This is a genomic window from Ideonella benzenivorans (genome assembly GCF_020387415.1).
Classification (GTDB): domain Bacteria; phylum Pseudomonadota; class Gammaproteobacteria; order Burkholderiales; family Burkholderiaceae_C; genus Ideonella; species Ideonella benzenivorans.
Window position 1 is genome coordinate 214798 of sequence record NZ_JAGWCB010000010.1, and the last position, 24456, is coordinate 239253.

The window sequence follows — 24456 nt, forward strand, 5'->3', positions numbered from 1 at the left end:
AAGCCGCGCTTGGCTGAGGAGCCCACATGACCGAACACCGCCCCCCGTTCATCGTCTCTGCCGACAGCCTCCCCGAAGACACCCACGTCTACCCCCAGAGCACCGAGGCCCTGGGGCCCCTGCGCAGCCTGGGCGCGGCCGCCGGCCTGCAGCGCATCGGCGTCAACCTGCAGCGTCTGTTGCCGGGCACCCGCTCCTCCTGGCCGCACGCCGAGTCGGATGAGGAGGAGTTCGTCTATGTGATCGAAGGGGAGGTGCAGGCCTGGATCGACGGGCACCTGCACCCGATGAAGGCCGGCGACTTGGCCGCCTTCCCGGCGGGCACGGGCATCTCACACTGCTTTCTCAACAACAGTGATCGCGACGCGCTCTTGCTGGTGGGTGGGGAAACCACCCGAGCGAGCAACCGGATCTATTACCCACTGCATCCCAGCCGCCGTCAGGACCTGCCCGATGCGCTGTGGTGGCACGATGTGCCACACCATGCACAAGGCCCCCATGACGGGCTGCCGGATGCCCAGCGAGACCGAGCCCCTTGAAGGACCTCGCCCCCAAGACAGAATCCCCCCATGCGCAACCGACTTCTGGCCTCTGTTCTTGCCGTCCTGGCCCTGGTGCTGGTGGGTTATTGGTACGCCTCGCCCTACCTGACCCTGCGGGCCATGCGATCCGCCGCGCAGGCCCGGGATGCCGACCGGCTGAATGCCCATGTGGACTACCCCCGCGTGCGCGACAGCCTGAAGGGGCAGTTCTCGGCCATGCTGGCGCGCAACCTGGGCGGTGAGCCTGGCAGCCAGGATGCCGTGGGACAGGCCGGCGCGGCCTTGGGCGCCGCGCTGGGCATGGCCCTGGGCGACAGGCTGATCGACGCCCTGGTGCAGCCCGAGATGGTCATGCGCGCCTTGACGCAAGCCCAGGTCCGTCCACAGCTGCCCAGCCCCTCCCACCCGGCGTCAGTGCCGGCGGAGGAACCCACCGTGGACTGGACCACCGACCGCGTCGGACTGAACAAGCTGGTGGTGTATGGCCACCGCCGGGAGGATGCCCCCGACGACCGCCTGGCCCTGGTGTTCGAGCGCAGCGGCTTCGCCGACTGGAAGCTGACCGAAATCCGCCTGTCCCGGCAGGACCAACCTTGAGGAACCCGGCATGTTTGGCACCTTCTTTCATCCCAGGCCCGTGGGTCGCACGCGACCGGTGGCCGAGTTGTCCGTGAAGCAGACCGTCGGAGCGGTTTCGGTGCTGACCGAGGGCTATTGCCTGAGGGCGCGGACGCCGGCCCAGCAGCTGCCCGACCCCGGGCGAGAATCGTCCGCCGGCGCGAAACCGGTCAACCGTCCCATTCCTTCCACCGCCCCATGAACGCCCGTTTCGTTGCCCTGCTGCGCGGCATCAACGTCGGCAAGGCGCGCCGTGTCGCCATGGCGGATCTGAAGATGGTGCTCGAAGGGCTGGGGTACGGTGAGGTGGTCACGCTGCTGAACAGCGGCAATGTGGTGTTCACTGCGGCGGCCAGCGCCGACCCGATGGCCTTGGCTCGGGGCATCCAGACGGCCCTCGCGCAGCAACTGGGGGTGGCCGCCCCCGTGCTGGTGCTGCCTGGCGCCGCTGTTCAGGCGGCCTTGGCGGACAACCCGCTGCAGACAGTGGCCCAGGACGATGCGCGGCTGCTGCTGGCCTTCAGCCAGGACGCTGCCACCCTGCACACGCTGACCGACCTGGCCACGCCCGCCACCACGCCCCAGGCGGACGCCCTCGTGCTGGGCGCGCAAACTGCCTATGTCTGGTGCCCGAACGGCGTGCTGGCCAGCCCGCTGCTGCAGGCCCTGGACCGCCGATTGGGCGACCGGGTCACCACCCGCAATGTCGCCACCGCCAGGAAAATTGCCGCCAAACTCTGATTCCCGCCCGCTGAGGAGATACCCATGCGCATCGACACCCCCACCGAGGACGACATTCCCGACCTGGCCCGCGTGCATGTGCAGGCCTGGCAGACCGGCTACGCGGGTCTGCTGGACGAGGACTTCCTGCGTCAGCTGTCGGTGGACGAACGGGCCGCGATCTGGCGGCTCATCCTGGCCGCACAGGAAAGCACCACCTGGGTGATGCGGGATGACGCCGGCCAGGTCCAGGCCTTCCTGAGCCACGGCCCCTGCCGGGACAAGGACGCGCCACCCGACCGGGGTGAGATCTGGGCGCTGTATGTGCACCCCACGGTCTGGGGCCGCGGCGTGGGCCGGGCGCTGATGGACTGCGCCCTGGAGGCCCTGCAGGCCCAAGGCTGCCGCAGCGTGTCGCTGTGGGCGCTGCAGGGCAACCAACGCGGCATCCGCTTCTATGAAGCCGCCGGCTTTGCCGAGGTGCCCGGCAGCGTGCAGACCTTTGAGCTGGGCAGCCAGCCGGTGCAGGAGGTGGCCTACCTGCGCTTCCTCGACCGCGACTGACGCGAACACATGTTTCTGACGCATGGAGCCGCCCCCATGAAAAAGGCCCGCCCCGGCCCTTGCCGGCAGCGGGCCTTGCGGCCACTCAAGGCTGGCGAGGATCAGAACTTGTAGCCCACGCCCAGCGTGAAGCCGTCGCCCTTGATGCCGTCCTTGTTGTAGTAGGACATGTAGTCGGCCGACAGATAGGCCTTGGGCGAGATGGCGTAGCTCAGGCCGGCGCCGTAAGAGAAGTCGCTGTCGCTGTCCGAAGCGGACGCGCCGGGCACCTTCACCTTGATCTTGCTGTCGGCAAAGCCCAGGCGGGCAAACACGGTCATGGCGCCCGACACCTGGTACTTGGGCTTCAGGTAGAAGCCATAGGTGTGCTCGACCTCACCCTTCACCGACACGCCGCTCACGTCGATGCTGTCGTCGTTGACACCGGCACCGAACATGCCTTCCACGGCGAAGTAGGGGTGGAAGTCATAGCCCACCAGACCGCGCAGCACGCCCGGGTGGAAGGTGGCGCCGTCACCGTGCACCTTCACGAAGGTGTAGCCCAGTTCGCCATACAGGGGCGAGACGGTTTCAGCGTGAGCGGCTCCCATGGCCAGCACGGCGGCGGCCATCACAGCAAATTTCTTCATTGTCAGTTCATTCCAAAAACAAGTGCACCCACTTGGTGCACAGCGCCCAGTTTATGTCCGAACATTTCACTTGGCCGCTGTGGTGATTTTTCACATCGCGCTGGCGGGTGCGACCGCCGCCCCCCGGAAACATCTGTCACGCCGGGTCGGGGTTCTCTACGTGACAATGGTCCGGTGCTGACTGATGCCGCCAAGGAGATCCCATGCCCCTGACCGAAGCTGCCGACTGTGAACTGGTTCTCTACACCCACCCCTGGTCCCGCGGACAGATCGCCCGCTGGATGCTCGAAGAGGTGGGTGTGCCTTATCGGCAGGTGCTGCTGGAATTCGGCACCACGATGAAGGCCCCGGATTACCTGGCCCTGAACCCGATGGGCAAAGTGCCAACGCTGGTGCACCGCGGGCGGGTGGTGACGGAATGCGCGGCCATCTGCGCCTATCTGGCTGACGCCTTTCCGGCGGCCGGCCTGGCACCGGCGCCGGCAGAGCGGGCGGCCTACTACCGCTGGTTGTTCTTCGCCGCCGGCCCGCTGGAGGCGGCCGTGATCGACCGCGCCATGCGGGTGGAGATCACCCCCAAGGAAGAGGTCATGGTCGGCTACGGCAGCTACGAGCGTGCGCTGGACGTGGTCGCTGGCGCGGTGTCGGCCGGCCCTTATGTGGCCGGGCCCGACTTCTCTGCGGCGGATGTCTATGTGGGTTCGCACCTGATCTGGGGCATGCAGTTCGACACCATCCCCAAGCGGCCCGAATTCGAAGCCTACGCCGCGCGCCTGAAGAGCCGGCCGGCCTACAAGGCGGCCCGTGCGATCGACCAGGCCCTGGGCCAGGCCCTGCAACCCCAAGCCTGATCCTCCATGCGCTGGCTGGAACACAAGGTGCCCCCGCCGGTGGTGGCCTTGCTGCTGGGGAGTGCCATGTACTGGGCGGCGGGCTGGCCCCCCGCCCTGCCCTGGTTGCCGCCCTTCGCCGGGCCGCTGGCGGGAGGCCTGACGCTGGCGGGCTTGGCCTGTGACCTGAGCGGACTGCAGCGCTTCCTGCGGGCCCGCACCACCGTCAACCCGTTGACACCGCAGAAGACCTCGGCCCTGGTCACGGATGGCATCTACCGCCTGACCCGCAACCCGATGTACCTGGGCCTGGCGCTGCTGCTCACCGCCTGGGCGGTGCACCTGGGCGCACTGTGGCCCTTTGCCGGGCCGGCGCTGTTCGTGGCGTACACCACCCGCTTCCAGATCCTGCCGGAAGAGCGCTGTCTGCACGCTCGCTTCGGTGCCGAGTACCTGGCCTACACCGAGCAGGTGCGGCGCTGGCTGTGAGGCCGGGCGTTACCATCGTCGTTTTCGCAGTCCCGCCGCTCGCGGCACCCTGGTGAAGGCACGCTGCCCATGCTGACCATCCGCAAACTCATTCCCCGTGGCCAGGGCCTGGCCGCCGTGCTGCTCAAGCGGGCCGCCACCGTGGCGCTGGATTGGGACGTGCGGCAGAAAAGCCGCTTCGACGCCACCGATTCGACCGGCCGTGTGCTGGGCGTGTTCCTGCCCCGCGGCACCACGGTGCGCGGCGGTGACGTGTTGGTGGCCGAGGATGGCTCGTTGATCCGGGTGCAGGCCGCCCCGCAGCCGGTGCTGGAAGTGCGCGCCTGCAGCCAGCACGGCAGCCCCTTTGATCTGCTGCGCGCGGCCTACCACCTGGGCAACCGCCATGTGCCGCTGGAACTGCAGCCCGACCACCTGAAGCTGGAGCCCGACCATGTGCTGGCCGACATGCTGCGCCAGATGCACCTGATCGTCACCGAGACCCAGGCCGGCTTCGAACCGGAAGGCGGCGCCTATGGCCAGGGCCACAGCCATGGCCATGGGCACTCCCACGCCCACGAGGCGCATGCGGCCCCTGACCACGCGCACGGCCATGTGCATGGCCCGGACTGCCAGCACGACCATGCCCCCGCACCGGCCGCAACCCGGGGCAAGCCGGTCCCCGTCGCGGTCTCGGCCGCGCCAGCCGCGCATGTGCATGGGCCCGGCTGTGGTCATGACCATGACCACCCGCATCACGACCACGCCGGCCACAAGCACTGAGCCATGCCGCGTGTGCGCCCCCCCGTGGCCCCGCTGCCGGCGGCCACGCTGCTGCAGCTGATGTGGCTGGCCTCACCGGCCCTGCCGGTGGGGGGGTTCAGCTATTCGGAAGGGCTGGAGGCGGCGGTGGAGGCGGGCCGGGTGAGCAACGAGACCCAGGCCGCCGACTGGCTGGACGACCAGTTGACCCTGGCCCTGGGCCGGGCCGATCTGCCCGTGGTGGCCCGGGCTGCACAGGCCTGGCAACGGCATGACCTGCCCCGAGTGGCCGAGCTGAACGACTGGGTGCGCATGACCCGCGAAAGCAGCGAGCTGCGCCTGCAGACCGAACAGATGGGCCGCTCCCTGCACGACTGGCTGCGCCAGCGCGCCGGGCAGGACGGGCGGGTCGCCGCGCTGAGAGCCTTGCAGCCTGCGCCCTGCTGGCCGGTGGCCTTTGCACTGGCGGTCACGGTGATCGGCGCCCCCTTGCGCGAGGCGCTGCTGGCCCATGGCTTCGGCTGGGCCGAGAACATGGCCCAGGCGGCCATCAAGGCCGTGCCGCTGGGCCAGAGTGCCGGCCAACGCATCCTGGCCCGACTGAGCGAGCGGCTGCCGGCCGTGGTGGACGAGGCCCTGGGCCGCGCGGAGAGCCAATGGCAGGCGTTCACCCCGGGCCTGGCCATTCTGTCGGCCCAGCACGAAGCTCAGTATTCGCGCCTGTTCCGCTCCTGAGCGGGACGGCAACCCGCGTGAACGCAGCGGCAACGCGCCAGCAACCTTCGGCCGTCAGCATCCCGTCCTGCGCAGACAGCGGTGGCGACCCCAGGCGCCCCCTCCCTGGCCTGGGGCCTCCGCCGTCCGCCTGCGCACCCCGCCCGACCCTGGGTGGTTCTCATCGCACCACCAGGCTGGTGGGCGACTGACCGCCGGAGCTGACCGTGGCGGTGGACAAGGCGCTGAGCATGCCGCCCGAGCCGACCGCAAACTGCGACACCGTGCCGTCGCCCGCATTGCTGACGTAGGCATAGCGCCCGTCCGGGCTGAGCGCCACCCCCGAGGGCGTGGTGCCCGTGGCCACGGTGCGCGTGGCCATGGGGGTCAGCGTGCCACCCGACACCAGGAACTGCGACACGGTGGCCGAACCCGCGTTGGCGACGTAGGCACGGGTGCCATCGCTGGAGAGCGCGATGGCCCGCGGCGTGGTGCCGGTGGTCTGGCTGCTGCTGTAGGTCAGCAGGCCGGTGCTGCTGTCGATGCGGTAGCTCAGCACCTTGGCGCTGCCGGCCAGCGTGACATACAGCCAGCCGCCGCCAGGGGCCACCGCCAGCCCCTGCGGCTTGCTGCCGTAGCTGGCCACGCTGACCGTCGCCTTGGACAAGGCGGACAGCTTGCCGGTGCTGCCCACGGCATAGAGCGACACCGTGTCGTCGCTGGCGTTGGCCACATAGGCATAGGCCCCATCGGCGGTGATGGCCATCGCATACGGGGCCAGGCCGGTGCTGACACTGCTGGGTGACAGCGCGGTGGGCTGGCCGCTGCTGGCCAGGCTGAACTGGGACACGCTGGCCCCGCCATAGTTGACCGCGTAGAGGTGCGAGGCATCCGGTGAGAGCGCCAGTGCATAGCCGAAGGTGGCCGCCTGGCTGCTGAGGCTGGACACGCTCAGCGCGCCGCCGCTGTCGATGTCGAGCACCGACACCGTCTCGTCATCACGGTAGTCCAGCCAGGCCCGGCTGCCATCGCTGTTGACCACCAGGGCCGATGGCAGATAGGGCACGCTGACCGTGGCGGGGCTCAGGGCCGACAGACTGCCATCACTGCCCACCGCGAACTGCGCCAGCGAGTTGCTCAAGGTGTTGGCCACATAGACCCGGTAGCCGCGGCAACTGACCGAGACGCTGGTGACATCGCCGCTGCTGGCCGAGCCGCTGCCATGGCTCACCTGGCAGGTCTGCCCATCGGGCTGGGTCTGCACTGTGACGGCGTAGCTGCTGCCAATGCCCTCGTCGAAGGTGAAGCTGGTGGCCCCGGCGGCCACGCTGAGCGTGTCGTTGCCATTGGCGAGCACCAGGCCGTTTGCCGTCAGCCCGCTGAGGGTACCGCCCAGCAGATTGCTGCCTACGCTGCTGTCCCCACCACCGCCGCAGGCGGTCAGCATCAGCGAAGCCGACAGCGCGGCGCCACAGGAGAAGGAGAGAACGGCGCGTCGGAAACGAAAAGGTCGCAGGGACATGGGATGCAGGCCTTGGATAGAAAGAAGAAAAGAGCAGGAGCCTCAGTTGCGGGCCACCACGCGCTGGGAGGCCGACGGCACCCCCAGCAACTGGGCCCGCAGCGTCGCATCGGCCGCCTGTTCACCCAGCCAGACGGCCAGCAACGCGCCATAGAAGGCATGGCCGCGCACCGGCTCGATCAAGGGGCGTTGGTTGAGCTCGACCACCGTGCCAGTACCCGGCACCCAGTCCAGCGTCAGCACATCGCCCTTGCGCAGTCCGCGCGGCTGCTGCCCCACGGCCTGCACCAGCCGCTGAGCCGGTCCTTCCAGGGCCGTGTGGTCGGGCACGCCATCGTCACGGCTGAGCCGGTCGGTGATGGCCGAGCGGAAGTCCTGGGCGCTCACATCACGCAACAACGCAATCGCGATGCGGCGTGGCCCCGGGGTGTGCAAGGCCTCGGTCAACGAGGCACTTCGGTCTGGCAGGTAGAGTGCAATGGCATAGACCCGCACCAGCCAGGAACGGCTGATGCCGGCGCCATGCAATTGCAGCCGACGGCCGGCCACCTGGACGGCATCGTCCACCGCCACCCCGTCCAGCGTGGCGGCACGCACCGAGGGGATGGCCATCAAGGAACCGCACAGGCCCAGCACAGAACCCAGGCGGACGAGACACCGTCGTGACGACATGACGCACTCCTTTCGTGAAGCAGGCTGCACGGCTGCGGCCGGTTCACCAGACGCTCATCTGGTTGGTCAGCAGGCGTTGCAGCCAGTTGCGGCTGGCGGCGTCGGAGACATCGCCCTCGCCCGCCAGTTCAAAGCGGGCATTCACCACGTCCGACGACGCAATCGTGTTGCCGGACTTGATGTCCTGTGGATCCACCAGGCCGGAGAAACGCAGCGCGCTCAGGCCGCCGTTGAGCGCCATGCGGCGCTCGCCCGCCACCAGCAAATGGCCGTTGGGCAGCACGTTGATGACGGTGGCCGCGATCTGGCCGCTGAAGCTGCTGCTGTCGTCGGTCGTCCCGGAGCCCTTGTAGGAGTCGCTGCCGGAGGCCGAGGCGTCGATGTTGCCGAAGAAGTCCACCAGCTTGCTGCCGGACTTGGAGTTGCCCGGCCCCTTGCTGGCCACGGCGTTCTCACGGCTGGTGTCGGTGCTCAGCTTGCGGCTGGCCTTGACGTTCTCGGTGATGTTCACCTTGATGACGTCGCCGATGTTGGCCGGCCGGCGTGCGCTGGAGAACAGGGACCCCGAGCTGAACGACGCCTGGTAAATCGCGCCGTTGTTGGTGCGCTCCACCAGCATGGGCTGCGGGTTGGGCGGCACGTACAGCGGTGCCTGCACCACGGGCTTGCTGGCACAACCGGTCAGCGCGGCCAGCGCCAGCAGGCACAGGCCCGGCACGCTGCGCGCACCGTGGGGAAAGAGGGTCGGGTTCATGGCAGGTTGTCCTGTGGAGGGGAAAGGGGCCGCTCAGCCAGCCCGCGGGCCCAGCAGCGCCTTGACAGCGGGGGCGAGCTTGTCGCGGGTGCTGGCCCAGCGGCCCATGGACAGCAGTCCGTCGTCCAGCACGAAGCTGCTGGTGGCCAGCACGCTGCCATCGGCCGCGTTCAGCACCAGGGTGGCGCGATCCAGGTAGGGCCGGTAGTCGCTTCCCGTGGGCGGCACGGCCCACTGGATGGTCGCGGTGTAGCGCAGCCAGACGGGACACTGGTCATTGCGGGTGCCGGCCTCGTAGACGCGGCCCTCAACGTGCTGGGCCTGCAGTTCGGCGATCAGCGCGGGCAGCAGGTCGGCTGCCTGGCTGGTGCGGTTGTATTCAACGCACAGCTGACTGAACGACGCATGCGGGTACACCACGGTGTTGCTGGCCTGGCTGGGGCCCACCTCGGTCAGCGAGCCCTGCACCAGCGCGCCACCGGCCTTGGCCAACTCCCAGATGGGCTCGGCGCTGAACACGGCGCAGCCGGATTGCAGCAGGCTCAGGGGCAGCAACCACCCCAGGGCACACCAACGGGGAATGTGCATTGCGGTCTCCTGCAAGGCCTCGGCGCGCCGTCAGGCCACGGACTTGAGCGCGTTGGTGGTGGCCGCCACCCCCAGGCCCACATAGCTGCCCACCGAATTCACGGCCGAGGCGATGCCGTCACTCACCGAGCCCAAGGCGTCGCCCACCTCGGTGGTCACGTCGTCCACCGCATTCACCAGCGTGTCGGCCGCGCCCGTGACGGTATTCTTGATACCGCTGTAGGTGCTCTCGACCGCGTTCGCGGCCTGTTCCGCCACATTCACAACGCTTTGGCCGGCCCCCTCCACATAACCGCCAATGTCGTCGACAAAGCTTTCCACGCCGTCCACCGCGGAGGAAATCTCGCTGCCCAGGCTGCTGAGCGCTTTTTCACTGAAGGAAACCGTGGAACTCGCGGCAGCCCCCAGGGACTGCGCCGCCCCAATGGCCGTGGCCACGACCGGCCCAAATTCCTTGGCATTCAATTCATAGGTGCCGGGGCGGTTCCAGTAAGACGTCGAGCTGATGCTGTCCATGAGAGGCTCCGTGGGTTCAATTGAAGGTGACGTCATCGTAGGAACGGGACCGGTTTTGGTTTCTCACAAAAAGCCCCCCACCCCGCCCACTTATCCTGCCTCGTGAATCACCTTTCAAACACACTCAGCAAAATTCATGAAATAAATCAAAAAGCCGATCAGCATGTCAAAACAGGCTTCTTCAATATATGTTTCTTAATAAATTGAACACACAAGCCATCGATATGCGAAGATTCGTAAATTCACTCGACACAATTCGAGCAAAGGAAGCGCATTGGCAGCAGCAGCTGTGGCACGGCGCGTGCATGCCATCATGTCGCGTTGTTTCGTTCACCGAATGCCATGACCATGACTGATTCCAATGCCCGCCGTACCAAACCCCTGCCCCCGCTGCGCGTTGGCGTGGGCGGCCCGGTGGGGTCGGGCAAGACCACCCTGGTGGAGATGCTGTGCAAGACGATGCGTGAACGCTGGGACCTGGTGGTCGTGACCAACGACATCTACACCAAGGAAGACCAGCGTCTGCTGACGGTGGCCGGCGCGCTGGAGCCCGAACGCATCATGGGCGTGGAAACCGGCGGCTGCCCACACACGGCCATCCGTGAGGACGCCTCGATCAACCTGGAGGCGGTGGACCGCATGCTGGACAGGTACCCGGATGCGGACATCGTGTTCATCGAGTCCGGCGGCGACAACCTGGCCGCCACCTTCAGCCCCGAACTGTCGGACCTGACGATCTATGTGATCGACGTGGCGGCGGGCGAGAAGATCCCGCGCAAGGGCGGTCCCGGCATCACCAAGAGCGACCTGTTCGTGATCAACAAGACCGACCTGGCGCCGCATGTGGGCGCCGACCTGTCGGTGATGGAGGCGGACACGCGGCGCATGCGCCCCAACCGCCCCTTCGTGATGACCAACCTGAAGACCCGGGAAGGGCTGGATCAGGTGGTCAAGTTCATCGAAGAAAAAGGCCTGCTGGTGCAGCCGGCCTGACCAGAGCGCTGGAGGCCCGCGCCCTCAGGCGCGGGCCATCAGAACGACCGGCGCCGACGCCGATTCGGCCACCGGCGCCCCCGCCCCGCTGCAGGCCCGGTCGAACACCTCCCGGGCACAGTCGTGGCAGCACCCGCAGCAGGAGGCCGCACCGGTCCAGTCCTTGAGCTGTTCAAAATCGCGCACACCCTCCACCTGCACGGCCTGGCGGATGTCACGGTCGCTGACACGGTTGCAGACGCAGACGATCATGGGGCACCACGGAAGAAGTCATTCGATGCGCACAGCCTATCGCAAATGCGAATGCTTCTCAATAGCCACACGCCACGCCAGGACATGCGCCCCGTCTGAGCACGGGGCCGGGCACAGCCGCTCAGGAGCCTTCCGCCCCACCAATCTGGGTCTGCAGCCAGTTGGACTCACCCACCTGGGCCACCAGGTCGATCTCGGTCTCCAGGTGGTCGATGTGGTCCTCGGTGTCGTCGAGGATCTCCAGCAGGATGTCGCGCGAGACATAGTCGCGCACGCTCTCGCAGTGGGCGATGCCGTCCTTGAGCACCGGGTGGGACTGCATCTCGATCCTCAGGTCGCAGTGCAGCACCTCGACCGCGCTCTCGCCGATGAAGAGCTTGCCCAGGTCCTGCAGGTTGGGCAGACCTTCGATCATCAGGATGCGCTCGATGAGCTTGTCAGCGTGCTTCATCTCCTCGATCGACTCTTCGTACTCGTGCTTGGCCAGCCGCATCAGGCCCCAGTTCTTCAGCATGCGGGCATGCAGGAAGTACTGGTTGATTGCCGTGAGCTCGTTCTTCAGTTGAGCGTTCAGGAACTCCATGACCTTGACGTCGCCTTTCATGGCATCTCTCCGGCTGAATAAGACCCCGCATTCTGCGCAAGTCGAGCGCCGCTGGCGAGCGGCGCCGCAGGGGTGGCAGGGCATCACCCCAGCCCCCGGCGCCACCCTCATCCCCTTTCTCGACAGGGTCATTCATTCAATGCGAATCATTCGCATTACGATGGCCCCATGCCCTCCGATCTGCCGCTCTCGCTGAATGCCTCGCCCGATGTCTCCGATCTGACGGCGGCCCCGGCGCTCCCCGCGCCGCTTGCTGCCGGCGATTGCCCGCGCTGGGACAGCCGGACCCTGCTGGGTCAGGCCGCCCAGGCCGAGATCCGGCACGGCGACCAGGTCTACCGGCTGCGGCTGACCGCGCTGGGCAAGCTGATCCTGACCAAGTGAGTCTCTGACCGGGCGCCTGTCCCGGTGTCCTGTTGTCTGCCGTCCGGGTGGATGCGGCCCCACCGGGCCCTCCTCCCGTTTGCACACCGCCAGCCCACTGCCAGCCCGTGCGCTTCTTGTCCCCAGAGGAGCCGCCATGCCGTCTGAAGCCGCCGTGTCTTCCCATGGTGCCCCCACGCCGTCCATTCCAGAGCGGCCGGGATCGCGCCGCCGTCGCCTGTGGGAGCTGGGCCCCCATGCCCACTGCCCGGTGATCGGGGTCTGCCTGCCTCTGCCTGTGGTGCGCCGCCTGGCCAACAAGGTGCTGGGCGGCCAGGTCCAGGCCTCCGACTATGCGTTGCACTGCGGCGTCAACAGCGACTGCCGCCAACGCAGCCCGATGGCCGAAGCCGTCCAGAAGGAACTGGAGCGCCGCTACCTGCTGGCCGTGCGCCACAGCCAGGCCCTCAAGTCCACCGAAGCCCTGGCCCAGTGGTGGCAGGTGCAGCGGCAGGGTGACCAGGTGGCCGGCGCCCTGTGGGCCACGCTCACCCACCCCCGTTGCGACGCGGCCCTGGAAGAGCTGGTGCTGCAGGACATCCACCTGCTGCAACACCAAGCCGGGGCCGCCAACCGGGCCGACCTGGCACGACAGGAAGCCGTGATGGAGGAGAACCGCGTGCTGGCGGGCGAACTGGCCCGGGTGCAGCAGCGTTGCACCCGGCAAGCCCGTGAACAGGCCGCGCGGCTCGAACGCCTGCAGGCGGAACTGGTGCTGGCCCGGGCCGCCCTGATCAGCCGCGACACCCTGGTGGCCGCCCTGAAGGAGGACCTGAGCACCCTGGAGGCCACGGTTCCGGGGCTGCGCAGCCGCGCCGAATTGAGCGAACAACTCACCCGGCAGACCGAACGTCTCCAGCATCTGGAACGCGCCCTGCTGCGTGCCCAGCAGCAACTCGCACTGGAACGCCTGCCCGGTAGGACGCCGCATGACGCACCCGCCAACGAGGGCCAGGTCGAGGGTGATGAGGCGCCCCCCGTGGCCGCAGGGCCTGCGCTGAAGGCCCGCGCCGTGCTGTGCGTGGGGGGCCGGCAGGCCAGCGTGCCGGTCTACCGGGAGCTGGTGGAGCATGTGGGCGGGCGCTTCCTGCACCACGACGGCGGCGAAGAGGACCAGATCACCCGGCTGGACCGCACGCTCGCCGCCGCCGATCTGGTGATCTGCCAGACCGGCTGCATCAGCCACGACGCCTACTGGCGGGTGAAGGACCACTGCAAGCGCACCGGCAAGCCCTGCGTGTTCGTGGACAACCCCAGCGCAGCCAGCCTGCGCCGCGCCCTCTTCCGCCTGCGGCCGGTCGACTGACATCCGGCCCCGGCCCGGCCCACCCTGCGTGCTATCGTGTGAAGTTCAGCTGGAAGCCAAGGGGTGATGGGGATGTCCGCGGAAGTCGACACGGTCGGCACGGTGCACGAGGCACAGTGGCGGGACTGCATCGCCGCGGTGTCGGCGCCTGCAAGGGCCTGGATGACCGAAGTGGCGCAACGCCATGCAGCCGACCTCGCCAATGCCTTCTACACCGGCATGTTGAAGGATCCCGAAGCCCGGAACTTTCTCAGCCACGAGGAAGTGGACCAGCGCCTGCATGCCTCCATGCAACGCTGGATCCTCGATCTGTTCGGCAACTGGGAGCCAGCCCAGGTGCCCCGCCAGGTGGCCGCCCAGCGCGCCATCGGCAGCGTCCATGCCCGCATCGACATCCGGGCCGATCTGGTGATGCGCGGCGCCCGGCTGCTGAAGCTGCGCAGCAGCGAGGCCATGTTGAGCGACGAAGGCGAGGTGCCGATGTCGGTGCGCGTGGCGGCGGCCCTGTCCGCCCATGCGCTGGTCGACATCGCCATCGAGGTCATGTCCGCCCAGTACGTGAACGCGCATGAGATGGCGGCCCGCACCGATGAGGCCTACCGCACCTTTGCCTCCACGATGAACATGTCGCTGGAGCGCGAGCGCCAGCGCACCGCCCTGCTGGACTGGGAGAACAACCTCCTGCATCGCGTCATGTCCGGCCAGCCCGAGCAACTGCTGTCACAGCTGTCCACCTCGACCTTCGGTCTGTGGGTCCGGCACAAGGCCTCGGCCATCTTCCGCCAGAGCGAAGGCCTGAAGGAATTGCTGGACACCATCGAACGGGTGGACGAACTGCTGCTGCCCCCGTGCCAGCAGGCCCTGGAGACCGAGGACAGCAGCTTGCAGCGCCACCTGCGTGCCCTGATCGCCGAGACGGCCCATCTGCGCGCGTTGATCGACGCGCTGTTCGACCGCATCATCGACCTTGAGACCGGGCGCGATGCCCTGACCCAGTTGCTCAACCGCCGCTTCCTGCCGGCCGTGCTCAGCCGCGAAACCGAGTTGTGCCGGCACAGCGGCCACGGCTATGCGCTGCTGCTGCTGGATGTGGACCACTTCAAGGCCATCAACGACGGCCACGGGCATGCCGCGGGAGACTTGGTGCTGCAGCACCTGGCCCATGTGCTGATGGCCAATGTGCGCAGCGGCGATTCGGTGTTCCGCTACGGCGGCGAGGAATTCCTGATCGTGATGGTCGAGCTCAACGACCAGCAGGCCCTGCAGGTGGCCGAGAAGGTGCGCCAGGCCGTGACCGCGGAGCCGCTGCGGCTGGCCGACGGACAACACCTGCCGATCACGGTCAGCATCGGTGTGGCCACTTACGACGGCCACCCGGACTACCAGTTCCTGCTGGAGCGCGCCGACCGGGCGCTCTACCAGGCCAAGCACGGCGGCCGCAACCGCTGCGTGCTGGCCAAGCCGGCCCACAGCCCCGCCTGATCCGGGCGTCAGTCGGCCTGCAGCACCGCCCGCACCTGCTGGTCGGCCAGTTCGCGCAGCGCGCCCACCAGGCTGGCCACCTCGGCCTCGGTGTGGGCGGCCGACAGCGCGATGCGCAGCCGGGCCGTGCCGGCCGGCACCGTGGGCGGCCGGATGGCTGGCACCCACAGGCCGCGCTGGCGCAGCGCCTCCATCAGGCTGAGCGCAATCGCGTTCTCGCCCACCACCAGCGGCTGGATCGCCGTGTCGGACGGCAGGAGATGCCAGCCCATCGTGCCCAGGCCCAGGTGGGATTCCGGGTCCAGGCCCCGGCGCAGCTGCAAAATGCGGGCATGCAGCTGTTCGCGCAGGGCCTCGCCCTCCGCAATGCGCCGTAGCGCGGCCCGGATCGCCTCGGCCAGCAGGGCCGGCGCCGCGGTGGCGAAGGTGTAGCTGCGGGCCTTCTGCAACACCCACTCAACCACCGTGGCGTCCCCGGCCACGAAGCCGCCGGCCACGCCCACGGCCTTGCTCAGCGTGCTCATGTAAAGGATGCGGCGCGAGGCGTTGGCGCCGGTCAGGCCGGCGGCTGCCAGCGCACCGCGGCCCTGCGGCCCCATCACCCCCAGGCCGTGGGCGTCGTCCAGCAGCACCAGGGCATCGTGCGCCTCGGCCAGCGCCAGCAGGCCGGGGATGTCGGCCACATCGCCGTCCATGCTGAACACCGCGTCGCTCACGATCAGCTTGCGCTTGGCCTCGCTGGCGGCCAGCATCTGCGCGAGGTGTTCCAGGTCGGCATGCCGGTAGCGCTGCATGTGGGCCCGTGACAGCAGCGAGCCATCGATCAGGCTGGCATGGTTGAGCCGGTCGGCGAAGATCTCATCGCCCAGCCCCACCAGGGCCGGGATGACCCCGACATTGGTGGCGAAGCCTGCGTAGAAGTACAGCGCCCGTGGCAACTGCACGAAGGCCGCCAGCTCATCTTCCAGGGCGGCATTGGCACTGGAATGGCCGCTGACCATCGGCGAGGCGCCGGAGCCCACGCCGTAGCGCTTCGCTCCATCCTGCACCGCCTGCACCAGGGCAGGGTCCCCGGCCAGGCCCAGGTAGTCGTTGCTGCAGAAGGCCAGCATCGGCTCACCATCGACCCGCATCCGGGCCCCGCCCAGCGGCTCGACCACACGGCGGTGGCGCAGCAGGTGCTGCAGCTCCAGTTCATTCAAACGGGGAGAAAACTCGTCCAGCCAACTCATCGTTTCACTCCAAGCGTCGGCGGGACGGGTGGATCACACCCAATCGGCCGGCAGATGCACGTTGGCGCAGGCAGGATCGGGTTGCGCCTGCCACGGGATGTCGGCCAGCAGCGGCGCCCCCAGATGGGCCTTGAGCCAGTCCAGATTCTCGTCCACGCAGGCCATCTCGGGGTCCACATGATTGGCCACCCAGCCGGCCAGGGTCAGGCCCTTGGCGCGGATGGCCTCGGCGGTCAGCATCGCGTGGTTCAGGCAGCCCAGACGCAGGCCCACCACCAGCACCACCGGCAGGCCCAGCGCCGCCGCCAGGTCGGACATCATGTCGCGCTCGTTGAGCGGCACGTACCAGCCGCCCGCTCCCTCCACGACCACCACGTCGGCCTGGGCCGCCAGCATGTGGTAGCGCTCGACCAGCAGGGGCAGCTCGATGCGGCGCCCCGCCCGGGCCGCCGCCAGGTGGGGCGAGAGCGGGTCGGGCAGCGAGATCGGATTGTCCAGCTCGGGTGGCACCTTCAGCGTGGAGGCCGCGCGCAGCGCCAGCGCATCCTCGCTGGCCCAACCGCCCTCATGCGGGATCAGGCCAGAAGCGATGGGCTTCATGCCGACCACCTTGGCATGGTGACGCGCCAGCGCCGTCAGTAGCACACAGCTGCCCAGGGTCTTGCCGATGCCGGTGTCAATACCGGTGATGAAACAGCCTTTGAACATGGTTCCTTCAGACTCCATCGACCACGCCGTGGGTGCTGGTGGCCCCCCCAGTTTCCTCGGCCAGCGTGGTGTTGAGCGCGGCCAGGGCGGCGCGCGCCAGAAACTCGCCTTCCGATTCGCTGATGACCAGCGGCGGCATCGCATAGACGGTGTTGCCGATCGGGCGCAGCAGCACGCCCTGGGCCAGCGCATGGCGGGCAAAGCGGCGGGCAAAGTCCGGCAGGCTGGTCTCGACGTCCCAGGCGAAGATCATCCCCTGCCGGCGGGCGAAGCGCACCCGCGGGTGCTGGCTCAGGCCGGCGAACTGCTGCCACAGACGCGCCCCGCTGACCTCGCTGATCTTCACCGGGTCCAGCTGGGCCAGCAGCTCGGTGGCGGCCAGCGCGGCGCGGCAGGCCAGCGGGTTGCCGGTGTAGCTGTGCGAATGCAGGAAGCCGCGGGCCACCTGGTCGTCGTAGAAGGCGGCATAAACGGCGCCGGTGGTCAGCACCGCCGACAGCGGCAGCGTGCCACCGGTCAGGCCCTTGGACAGGCAGATGAAATCGGGCCGGATGCCGGCCTGCTGGTGGGCGAACCAGCTGCCGGTGCGGCCGAAGCCCACCGCGATCTCGTCGGCCACCAGGTGCACCTCGTGCTGGTCGCACAGCGCGCGCACCCGCTGCAGGTAGCGCGGGTGGTGCATGGCCATGCCGGTGGCGCACTGCACCAGCGGCTCCAGGATCAGCGCGGCCGTCTCGTCGGCATGTTCGGCCAGCCAGTCGGCCAGCGCATCGGCGGCGCGGTTGGCCACGTCTTCGGCCGTCTCGCCGGGCTGGGCCAGGCGCGCGTCGGGGCTGGGCACGGTGGCGGCCAGGCGCACCAGCGGCGCATAGGATTCGCGGAACAGCGCGATGTCGGTCACCGCCAGCGCGCCCACGGTCTCGCCGTGATAGCCGCCGGCCAGGCCGATGAAGCGGTTCTTGCCCGGGCGGCCCTGGTTGCGCCAGAAGTGCGCGCTCATCTTCAGCGCGATCTCGGTGGCCGAAGCCCCGTCGCTGCCATAGAAGGCGTGGCCCAGGCCGGTCAGGGCCGACAGGCGCTCGGAGAGCTCCACCACCGGCGCATGGGTGAAGCCGGCCAACATCACATGGTCCAGCCGGTGCAACTGGTCGATCAGCGCTTCGCGGATGGCCGGGTGGCCGTGGCCGAACAGGTTGACCCACCAGGAGCTGATGCCGTCGAGCAGGCGGCCGCCGTCATGGTCGTAGAGCCAGAGGCCCTCGGCCCGGGCGATCGGGATCAGCGGCAGCGGTGCGCCCTCGGCCGCGTGGGCCTTCATCTGGGTGCAGGGGTGCCAGACCGCGGCCAGGCTGCGGTCATGCCATTCGGTGTTGCGGCTCATGGGGTGGGTACCTGCCATGTAAAAGGCCGCCCGCAGGCGGCCAGATCAGCGGTGAAAGGCGTTCAGCCCATCACATGCTTGACCTTCAGGCCCAGGCGCGAGATCAGCGCCCGGTCGTCATCGGCCTCGGGGTTGCCGGTGGTCAGCAGCTTGTCGCCATAGAAGATGGAGTTGGCGCCGGCCAGGAAGCACATCGCCTGCACGCCCTCGCCCAGGCCACGACGGCCGGCCGACAGACGCACGCGCGCGGTCGGCATGGTGATGCGGGCCACCGCGATGGTGCGCACGAACTCGAAGGGGTCCAGCTTCTCGGTGCCGTGCAGCGGCGTGCCTTCGACCTGAACCAGTTCGTTGATGGGCACCGAATCCGGGTACGGGTCCATGTTGGCCAGCTGGGCGATCAGGCCGGCGCGCTCGGTGCGGCTTTCGCCCATGCCGACGATGCCGCCGCAGCAGACGGACACGCCCGCGTTGCGCACATGCTCCAGCGTCTCCAGGCGGTCCTGGTAGTCACGGGTGGAGATGATCTTGCCGTAGGTCTCGGGCGCGGTGTCCAGGTTGTGGTTGTAGTAGTCCAGGCCGGCCTTCTTCAGCTCCTGGGCCTGGCCTTCGGTCAGCATGCCCAGGGTGCAGCAGGCTTCCAGGCCCAGTGACTTCACCTCGCGCACCAGCTCGGCCACCTTCTCCACATCCCGGTCCTTGGGGGCACGCCAGGCGGCGCCCATGCAGAAGCGGGTGGCGCCGGCGCTCTTGGCGGCCAGGGCGGCCTCGCGCACCGCATCGACTTCCATCAGCTTGGTGGCGTCAACGCCGGTGTCGTAGTGCACCGACTGCGGGCAGTAGCCGCAGTCTTCCGGGCAGCCACCGGTCTTGATCGACAGCAGCGTGGCCAGCTCGATCTCGGCCGGGTCGAAATGCTCGCGGTGCACCGTCTGGGCACGGAAGATCAGCTCGGTCAGCGGCAGGTTGAACAGGGCCTCGATGTCGGCCACCGCCCAGCGCTGGGGGCCGGCCGGTTCCGCCGCGCGGGGGCGGTGGATCTGGATCGGCTGCGCCGGGGTGCTGGCTTCGCTGGTGCAGGAGGTGGCAGTGGACATCGCGTTCCTTCTCGCTGGAAAAGTCTCGGGCCTCAGGAGCGCCAGGCGCTCAGAGCTCGAGGTTGTCAATCAGGCGGGTCTGGCCCAGACGGGCCGCGCCCAGCGCCACCAGCGGCTCGCCGGCCAAACGCTCGGCGTCGGTCGGTGGCAGCAGGTCGGACCGGCGGCGCAGGGTGAGGTAGTCCGGCACCCAGCCGCGGGCCCGCAGGCTGTCCGCAGCCGCGGCCTCGAGCGAGGCCAGCGACACGGCACCATCACGGGCGCCAGTGGCCAATTGTCGCAGGGATTGCGACAAAGCGATGGCTTCGACCCTTTCGGCCGGCTGGAGGTAGCCATTGCGCGAGGACAGCGCCAGCCCGTCGTCGGCCCGCACCGTGCGGTGGCCGACGATCTCGATCGGCAGGGCGAACTGGCGCACCATGCCGCGGAGGACCGCCAGTTGCTGGTAGTCCTTCTGGCCAAACACGGCGACCGCCGGCCGCACGATCTGGAACAGCTTCATCACCACGGTGCAGACGCCGGTGAAGAAGCCGGGGCGGAACTCACCTTCCAGGATGTCCGCCAGCGCCGCCGGTGGCTGCACGGTGTAGCCCTGGGGCTCGGGATAGAGCTCGGCCTCGGAGGGGGCAAAGACGATGTCGCAGCCGGCCGGGGCCAGCAGCTCGGCATCCCGCGCCAGGGTGCGCGGGTACTGGTCGAAGTCCTCGTGCGGCAGGAACTGCAGCCGGTTGACGAAGATGCTGACCACCACCGGGCCACCACGCCGGGCGGCCTCGCGCACCAGGCTCAGATGGCCTTCGTGCAGGTTGCCCATGGTCGGGACGAACACCGTCCGGGTCTGGCCGGCCAGCGCTTCGCGCAGCTCGGCGAGGGTGTGAATGACGCGCATGCGCGGAAATCCTTCTCTTGCGAGGAGCCGCCCCCCGACTGCGCCAACGCAGCGGGCGCGGCCCCGGTTCAATAGCCGTGCACCGCCTCGTCGGGGAAGCGGCCGGCCTTCACGTCAGCCACGTAGCGGCGCAGCGCCTGCGCCACCGACAGCCCCGGGGCGTCCGGCGCACTGCCGGGCTCGCGGGTGAAGTCGCGCACGAAGCGCGGCCGTTTGCCCGAGGTGAGGCCCAGCAGATCGTGCAGCACCAGCACCTGGCCGGTGGTGCCGGCCCCAGCGCCGATGCCGATGGTCATCATCTCCGGATGGGCCCGGGTGATCTCACGCGCCAGGGCGGAGGGCACCAGCTCCAGCACCAGCATCGCCGCACCGGCCTGGGCCAGGGCGGCGGCATCGGCCTTGAGCTGCGCAGCCGCGGCCTCGTCGCGGCCCTGGATGCGAAAGCCCCCCAGCGCATGCACGCGCTGCGGCGTCAGGCCCAGGTGGCCACAGACCGGGATGCCCCGGTCCACCAGAAAACGGATGGTGTGGGCGATGTCGCCACCGCCCTCGATCTTCACCATCTGCGCGCCAGCCCGCATCAGGGCCGCGGCCGACTCGAAGGCCTGCTGCGGGCTGGCTTCGTAGGTGCCGAACGGCATGTCGGTGACCAGCCAGCCCTGGCGCTTGGCCCGGGCCACACAGGCCGTGTGGTAGGCCATGTGCTCCAGCGTCACCGGCAGGGTGCTGGTCTGCCCCTGCACCACGTTGCCCAGCGAATCCCCCACCAGCTGGATGTCGACCTCGGCCTGATCGAGCAGATGGGCGAAGGTGGCGTCGTAGCAGGTCACCATGGCGAGCCTCTCGCCACGCGCCGCCATGTCGCGCAGACGCGGCAGGTTCATCGCAGGACGCGGTGCCGCCGCAGGGGATTCAACCGGATGGACGCTCATTGCAGCCTCACTCCTTGGGCCAGGAAGACAGGGACCGGCATTGTGCACCCGGCTGGGTGCACGCTCGGCCGCATCCCCTGTCCGGCGCCGGTGTCAGTGCAGCGGGCCGACGGCGTGCAGGGCCTGCACCGCCCCGGCGCCGACGGCGGCGCCAAAGCGCTTGGCCAGGCGTTCGGCCACGTTCTCCTGCGGCGTGTAGTCGATCACGTCCTCGGCCTTGATCACCTCGCGGGCCACATAGTCGAGGTTGCCGTAGTGATCGGCCAGGCCGCTTTTCAAGGCCTGCTCGCCGTTCCAGAACAGCCCGGAGAAGGTGTCGTCATCCACCTTGAGCCGGTCACCGCGGCCGCGCTTGACCACGGTGATGAACTGCTGGTGGATCTGTTCCAGCATGGCTTCGGCATAGGCCTTCTGCTTTTCGTTGACCGGTGAGAACGGGTCCAGCATGCCCTTGTTGGCGCCGGCCGTCAGCAGACGGCGCTCCACGCCCACCTTGTCCATCAGGCCGGTGAAGCCGAAGCCATCCATCAGCACGCCGATCGAGCCGACGATGCTGGCCTTGTCGACGTAGATCTCGTCGGCATTGGCAGCCATGTAGTAGGCGGCCGAGGCGCACATCTCCTCGCACACGGCGTAGAGCTTCTTGTTGGGATGCAGCTTGCGCAGGCGCTGGATCTCGTCACTGACGATGCCGGCCTGCACCGGGCTGCCGCCGGGCGAATTGAAGCGCATCACGATGCCCTTGGCGCCGTCGTCCTCGTAGGCGGACTTCAGCGAGGCCACGAGGTTCTCGGCACTGGCCTCGGTCTGGTCGCCGATCTCGCCGCGCACCTCGATCAGCGCGGTGTGCGGGCCCGAGGGCGTGGGCGAGTGAACGCCGTGCTGGGTGAACACGGCCCAGGCCACGGCCAGCACCAGCCCGAACCAGGCCAAGCGCAGCCCCAGGCTCCAGCGCCGTTCGCTGCGGCGCTGGCGCAGCATCTCGGAGCCGAACTGCTGCAGCAGGGTTTCAAGGCCCTGCAGGCGTTCCCCTTCGGCCGGCGACGCGGCCTCGGCGGCCGGCTTCGGTGCCGACGGCTGCGGCTCGGCCGGCGAAGGCGTCAGCGGAGAATCATAGGGACCCAGCGGGTCCGGCGTGGACGGATCGTTCGACGACATGGTGGTGTGAAAGTCAGGCGGGAAAACCGGATGGCCATCGCATCCGGGACAGATTCAGTGGGTGGCTTCAGCAGGCTGGACATCCCGATCGGGCTGCCACCAGACCTGGCCAGCCTCTTCGATCAGGTCCAGCGCATGCAGCCGTTGCCCCCGACCGGGGCCGGCCACGCAGTATCCGTCGGAAGGCTCGTAGGTGGCGCCGTGCAGGGCGCAGATGATCCAGCGCCGCTGGGTGTCCAGGAACCGGCCGGGCTGCCAGTCCATCTCGGCCGTGACGTGCACGCAGCGGTTCAGGTAGCCGACCACGCGGCCATCGAAGCGCAGCGCGAAGGCCCGGGCCGGCCGCCCCCAGAGCAGCACATCGAACACCCAGGCGTCGCCACGTTCGGCCAGCGCGGCGCTGTCACACAGCGCGATGCGGGACGGGGACGCGACGGACTCGGTCATGGTGTCAGGCATTGTCCAGCAGCCAGGCGTGCAGCTCCGGCGTGCTGTGGGCCACGAACAGGGGGTGCAACGGTGCGAAGGCCGCGGCGTCATGGGCGCCGAAGCTGACCCCCACGGCGGCCGTGCGCGCATTGCGGGCCATTTCCAGGTCGTGGGTGGTGTCGCCGATCATCAGCGTGCGTTCGGGCGCGATGCCGAACTCGGCCATCAGCTCCTCCAGCATGCGCGGATGCGGCTTGGAAACCGTCTCGTCGGCGGTGCGGCTGGCGTCGAACACGCCCTTCAGCTCGGTGCTGGACAGGGCTTCGTCCAGGCCACGCCGGCTCTTGCCAGTGGCCACCGCCAGCCAATGGTGCCGGTCCTTCAGGGCCTGCAGCATCTCCAGCGTGCCCTGGAACAGGCTGATCTCGTGCTGGGCCGCAAAATAGTGCTGCCGATAGCGTTGGCCCAGCTCGGGGTAGCGCTCGGGCGACAGGCCCGGCACAGCCTTCTGCAGCGCATCGTGCAGGCCCAGCCCGATCACGTAGGCCGCCTGCTCGTCGCTGGGCACGGGCAGGTTCAGGTCACGGCAAGCGCGCTGGATGCACCGCACGATCAGCGCGGTGGAATCGAACAGCGTGCCATCCCAATCGAAGGCAATGAGGTCAAAGCGGCGGGAACGGGTCATGGTGATGGGGCCTCAGGCCGGCGCAGCAGGCGTGGTGGCGGGCGGCAGATGGGCCAGCAGTGTCTCGCATTCCGGCGGCAAGGGGGCTTCGAGCTCGATGCGCTCCCCGGTGACGGGATGGTTGAAGGCCAGCCGCCGGGCATGCAGGAACATCCGCTCGAAGCGCAGGCCGGCCACCGCGCGACCAGCCGCCAGCGCCTTGTTGAGGGCGAAGTCACCGTATTTCTCGTCGCCGACGATGGGGTGTCCCTCATGGGCCAGATGGACCCGGATCTGGTGCGTGCGGCCGGTCTTGATGGTCACATCCAGCAGGCTGAAGCCCGCGTAGCGGCCCGCCACCCGCACCAGCGAAATCGAGCGCCGGCCGTCCGCGTCATCGGCCGCGACCGCCTTGACCCGGCGCTCGCCGTCGGCGGTCAGGTACTTGTGCAGCGCCACGTCGATCACCTTGGTGCGCGCCGGCCAGCTGCCGCTCACCAGCGCCGCGTAGGTCTTGCCGGTCTCGCGCTGGCGGAACTGGTCCTGCAGGGTGGTCAGCGCGCTGCGCTTCTTGGCCAGCATCAGCAGGCCCGAGGTTTCCTTGTCCAGCCGGTGCACCAGTTCCAGGAACTTGGCCAGCGGCCTGGCCTGCCGCAGCTGTTCGATGACGCCAAAGCTCACGCCGCTGCCGCCATGCACCGCCACCCCGGCGGGCTTGTCGATGACCAACAGCTGATCGTCCTCGTAGAGCACCGGAAACTCGCGCGCCGGCACCGGCGCGGCGGCGGCCACCGAGGGTTCGGCCACGCGCACCGGCGGCACCCGCACCACGTTGCCCTCCTCCAGCCGGGTGTCGGCGCCGGCGCGGGCCTTGTCCACCCGCACCTCGCCGGAGCGGATGATGCGGTAGACGTGGGTCTTGGGCACGCCCTTGAGTTCGCGCAGCAGGAAGTTGTCCAGCCGCTGCCCGGCGGAGCGCTCATCAATGGTGACCAGACGCACCGACA

The 24456-nt window shown here is 68.7% G+C and carries 30 protein-coding genes; 12 read left to right on the forward strand and 18 right to left on the reverse strand.

Annotated elements, in window-relative coordinates; all coding sequences use genetic code 11:
* Positions 1–26 precede the first annotated feature (26 nt).
* From KGA65_RS09600 to KGA65_RS09615, 4 genes are all read left to right on the forward strand, one after another.
* The gene (locus KGA65_RS09600) at positions 27–539 is read left to right on the forward strand and encodes a cupin domain-containing protein (RefSeq protein WP_225862923.1); all 513 of its coding nucleotides are present in this window, start codon (positions 27–29) and stop codon (positions 537–539) included.
* Positions 540–569: 30 nt separating this feature from the next.
* Positions 570–1139, forward strand: coding sequence for a DUF2939 domain-containing protein (locus tag KGA65_RS09605; protein WP_225862924.1), 570 nt, complete (start codon positions 570–572; stop codon positions 1137–1139).
* Between the two features lie 219 nt (positions 1140–1358).
* Complete coding sequence (locus KGA65_RS09610) at positions 1359–1901, forward strand: DUF1697 domain-containing protein (protein WP_225862925.1); 543 nt, start codon at positions 1359–1361, stop codon at positions 1899–1901.
* A 24-nt stretch (positions 1902–1925) separates the two neighbouring features.
* Positions 1926–2444, forward strand: coding sequence for a GNAT family N-acetyltransferase (locus KGA65_RS09615; RefSeq protein WP_225862926.1), 519 nt, complete (start codon positions 1926–1928; stop codon positions 2442–2444).
* Positions 2445–2545: 101 nt separating this feature from the next.
* On the opposite strand, the gene KGA65_RS09620 is transcribed toward KGA65_RS09615, so the two are convergent.
* Positions 2546–3073: a porin family protein gene (locus tag KGA65_RS09620; protein ID WP_225862927.1), complete on the reverse strand. Its 528-nt coding sequence runs from the start codon at positions 3071–3073 to the stop codon at positions 2546–2548.
* 203 nt (positions 3074–3276) lie between these two features.
* Here KGA65_RS09620 and KGA65_RS09625 point away from each other — a divergent pair, with 203 nt between their 5' ends.
* The 4 genes from KGA65_RS09625 to KGA65_RS09640 all read left to right on the forward strand — a co-directional run bounded on the left by KGA65_RS09625 (position 3277) and on the right by KGA65_RS09640 (position 5868).
* Positions 3277–3924, forward strand: a complete 648-nt coding sequence (locus KGA65_RS09625) for a glutathione S-transferase family protein (protein ID WP_225862928.1) — start codon at positions 3277–3279, stop codon at positions 3922–3924.
* A 6-nt stretch (positions 3925–3930) separates the two neighbouring features.
* Complete coding sequence (locus KGA65_RS09630; protein WP_225862929.1) at positions 3931–4392, forward strand: methyltransferase family protein; 462 nt, start codon at positions 3931–3933, stop codon at positions 4390–4392.
* Positions 4393–4461: 69 nt separating this feature from the next.
* Positions 4462–5154, forward strand: a complete 693-nt coding sequence (gene ureE / locus KGA65_RS09635; RefSeq protein ID WP_225862930.1) for an urease accessory protein UreE — start codon at positions 4462–4464, stop codon at positions 5152–5154.
* 3 nt (positions 5155–5157) lie between these two features.
* Positions 5158–5868, forward strand: a complete 711-nt coding sequence (locus KGA65_RS09640) for an urease accessory protein UreF (RefSeq protein WP_225862931.1) — start codon at positions 5158–5160, stop codon at positions 5866–5868.
* 160 nt (positions 5869–6028) lie between these two features.
* Here KGA65_RS09640 and KGA65_RS09645 read toward each other — a convergent pair whose 3' ends face one another.
* Genes KGA65_RS09645 through KGA65_RS09665 form a run of 5 tightly spaced genes read right to left on the reverse strand, consistent with a single transcriptional unit; the run spans position 6029 to position 9899 of the window.
* The gene (locus KGA65_RS09645) at positions 6029–7369 is read right to left on the reverse strand and encodes a beta-propeller fold lactonase family protein (protein WP_225862932.1); all 1341 of its coding nucleotides are present in this window, start codon (positions 7367–7369) and stop codon (positions 6029–6031) included.
* Positions 7370–7411: 42 nt separating this feature from the next.
* Complete coding sequence (locus tag KGA65_RS09650; RefSeq protein ID WP_225862933.1) at positions 7412–8041, reverse strand: chalcone isomerase family protein; 630 nt, start codon at positions 8039–8041, stop codon at positions 7412–7414.
* Positions 8042–8084: 43 nt separating this feature from the next.
* Complete coding sequence (locus KGA65_RS09655) at positions 8085–8795, reverse strand: flagellar basal body L-ring protein FlgH (protein WP_225862934.1); 711 nt, start codon at positions 8793–8795, stop codon at positions 8085–8087.
* Positions 8796–8828: 33 nt separating this feature from the next.
* Positions 8829–9383, reverse strand: a complete 555-nt coding sequence (locus tag KGA65_RS09660; protein WP_225862935.1) for a cell division protein FtsI — start codon at positions 9381–9383, stop codon at positions 8829–8831.
* A gap of 30 nt (positions 9384–9413) precedes the next feature.
* The gene (locus tag KGA65_RS09665) at positions 9414–9899 is read right to left on the reverse strand and encodes a hypothetical protein (RefSeq protein ID WP_225862936.1); all 486 of its coding nucleotides are present in this window, start codon (positions 9897–9899) and stop codon (positions 9414–9416) included.
* A gap of 348 nt (positions 9900–10247) precedes the next feature.
* Here KGA65_RS09665 and ureG point away from each other — a divergent pair, with 348 nt between their 5' ends.
* Entirely contained in the window at positions 10248–10892 is a 645-nt protein-coding gene (gene ureG, locus KGA65_RS09670) for an urease accessory protein UreG (RefSeq protein ID WP_225862937.1), read from the forward strand.
* 24 nt (positions 10893–10916) lie between these two features.
* Here ureG and KGA65_RS09675 read toward each other — a convergent pair whose 3' ends face one another.
* Positions 10917–11144: a (2Fe-2S)-binding protein gene (locus KGA65_RS09675; RefSeq protein ID WP_225862938.1), complete on the reverse strand. Its 228-nt coding sequence runs from the start codon at positions 11142–11144 to the stop codon at positions 10917–10919.
* Positions 11145–11265: 121 nt separating this feature from the next.
* The gene (gene bfr, locus KGA65_RS09680) at positions 11266–11748 is read right to left on the reverse strand and encodes a bacterioferritin (protein WP_225862939.1); all 483 of its coding nucleotides are present in this window, start codon (positions 11746–11748) and stop codon (positions 11266–11268) included.
* Positions 11749–11916: 168 nt separating this feature from the next.
* Here bfr and hemP point away from each other — a divergent pair, with 168 nt between their 5' ends.
* From hemP to KGA65_RS09695, 3 genes are all read left to right on the forward strand, one after another.
* Entirely contained in the window at positions 11917–12132 is a 216-nt protein-coding gene (hemP, locus tag KGA65_RS09685) for a hemin uptake protein HemP (protein WP_225862940.1), read from the forward strand.
* Between the two features lie 136 nt (positions 12133–12268).
* Positions 12269–13477 (forward strand): DUF2325 domain-containing protein, encoded by a 1209-nt coding sequence (locus tag KGA65_RS09690; protein WP_225862941.1) that lies wholly within the window; start codon positions 12269–12271, stop codon positions 13475–13477.
* 72 nt (positions 13478–13549) lie between these two features.
* A complete protein-coding gene (locus KGA65_RS09695) occupies positions 13550–14959 on the forward strand; it encodes a GGDEF domain-containing protein (RefSeq protein WP_225862942.1) in 1410 nt (469 codons plus the stop codon).
* A gap of 8 nt (positions 14960–14967) precedes the next feature.
* On the opposite strand, the gene bioF is transcribed toward KGA65_RS09695, so the two are convergent.
* The 10 genes from bioF to KGA65_RS09745 form a co-directional block, all read right to left on the reverse strand.
* Positions 14968–16191, reverse strand: coding sequence for an 8-amino-7-oxononanoate synthase (gene bioF, locus KGA65_RS09700; RefSeq protein WP_225862943.1), 1224 nt, complete (start codon positions 16189–16191; stop codon positions 14968–14970).
* Positions 16192–16224: 33 nt separating this feature from the next.
* Positions 16225–16899 carry a dethiobiotin synthase gene (gene bioD, locus KGA65_RS09705; RefSeq protein ID WP_375142625.1) on the reverse strand — a complete coding sequence of 225 codons (675 nt, stop codon included), beginning with the start codon at positions 16897–16899 and terminating at the stop codon, positions 16225–16227.
* Between the two features lie 7 nt (positions 16900–16906).
* Positions 16907–18280, reverse strand: coding sequence for an adenosylmethionine--8-amino-7-oxononanoate transaminase (gene bioA / locus KGA65_RS09710; RefSeq protein ID WP_225862945.1), 1374 nt, complete (start codon positions 18278–18280; stop codon positions 16907–16909).
* Positions 18281–18342: 62 nt separating this feature from the next.
* On the reverse strand, positions 18343–19377 hold the full coding sequence (bioB, locus tag KGA65_RS09715) for a biotin synthase BioB (protein WP_225862946.1): 1035 nt from the start codon (positions 19375–19377) through the stop codon (positions 18343–18345).
* Positions 19378–19426: 49 nt separating this feature from the next.
* Positions 19427–20266, reverse strand: coding sequence for a pantoate--beta-alanine ligase (panC, locus tag KGA65_RS09720; protein ID WP_225862947.1), 840 nt, complete (start codon positions 20264–20266; stop codon positions 19427–19429).
* A gap of 68 nt (positions 20267–20334) precedes the next feature.
* Positions 20335–21198, reverse strand: a complete 864-nt coding sequence (gene panB, locus KGA65_RS09725) for a 3-methyl-2-oxobutanoate hydroxymethyltransferase (RefSeq protein WP_225862948.1) — start codon at positions 21196–21198, stop codon at positions 20335–20337.
* A 93-nt stretch (positions 21199–21291) separates the two neighbouring features.
* Positions 21292–22356 (reverse strand): S49 family peptidase, encoded by a 1065-nt coding sequence (locus tag KGA65_RS09730; RefSeq protein WP_225862949.1) that lies wholly within the window; start codon positions 22354–22356, stop codon positions 21292–21294.
* A gap of 54 nt (positions 22357–22410) precedes the next feature.
* The gene (locus KGA65_RS09735; protein WP_225862950.1) at positions 22411–22803 is read right to left on the reverse strand and encodes a Rieske (2Fe-2S) protein; all 393 of its coding nucleotides are present in this window, start codon (positions 22801–22803) and stop codon (positions 22411–22413) included.
* A 4-nt stretch (positions 22804–22807) separates the two neighbouring features.
* Positions 22808–23470 (reverse strand): HAD family hydrolase, encoded by a 663-nt coding sequence (locus KGA65_RS09740; RefSeq protein WP_225862951.1) that lies wholly within the window; start codon positions 23468–23470, stop codon positions 22808–22810.
* Positions 23471–23482: 12 nt separating this feature from the next.
* Positions 23483–24451, reverse strand: a complete 969-nt coding sequence (locus KGA65_RS09745; protein WP_375142626.1) for an RluA family pseudouridine synthase — start codon at positions 24449–24451, stop codon at positions 23483–23485.
* Positions 24452–24456 lie beyond the last annotated feature (5 nt).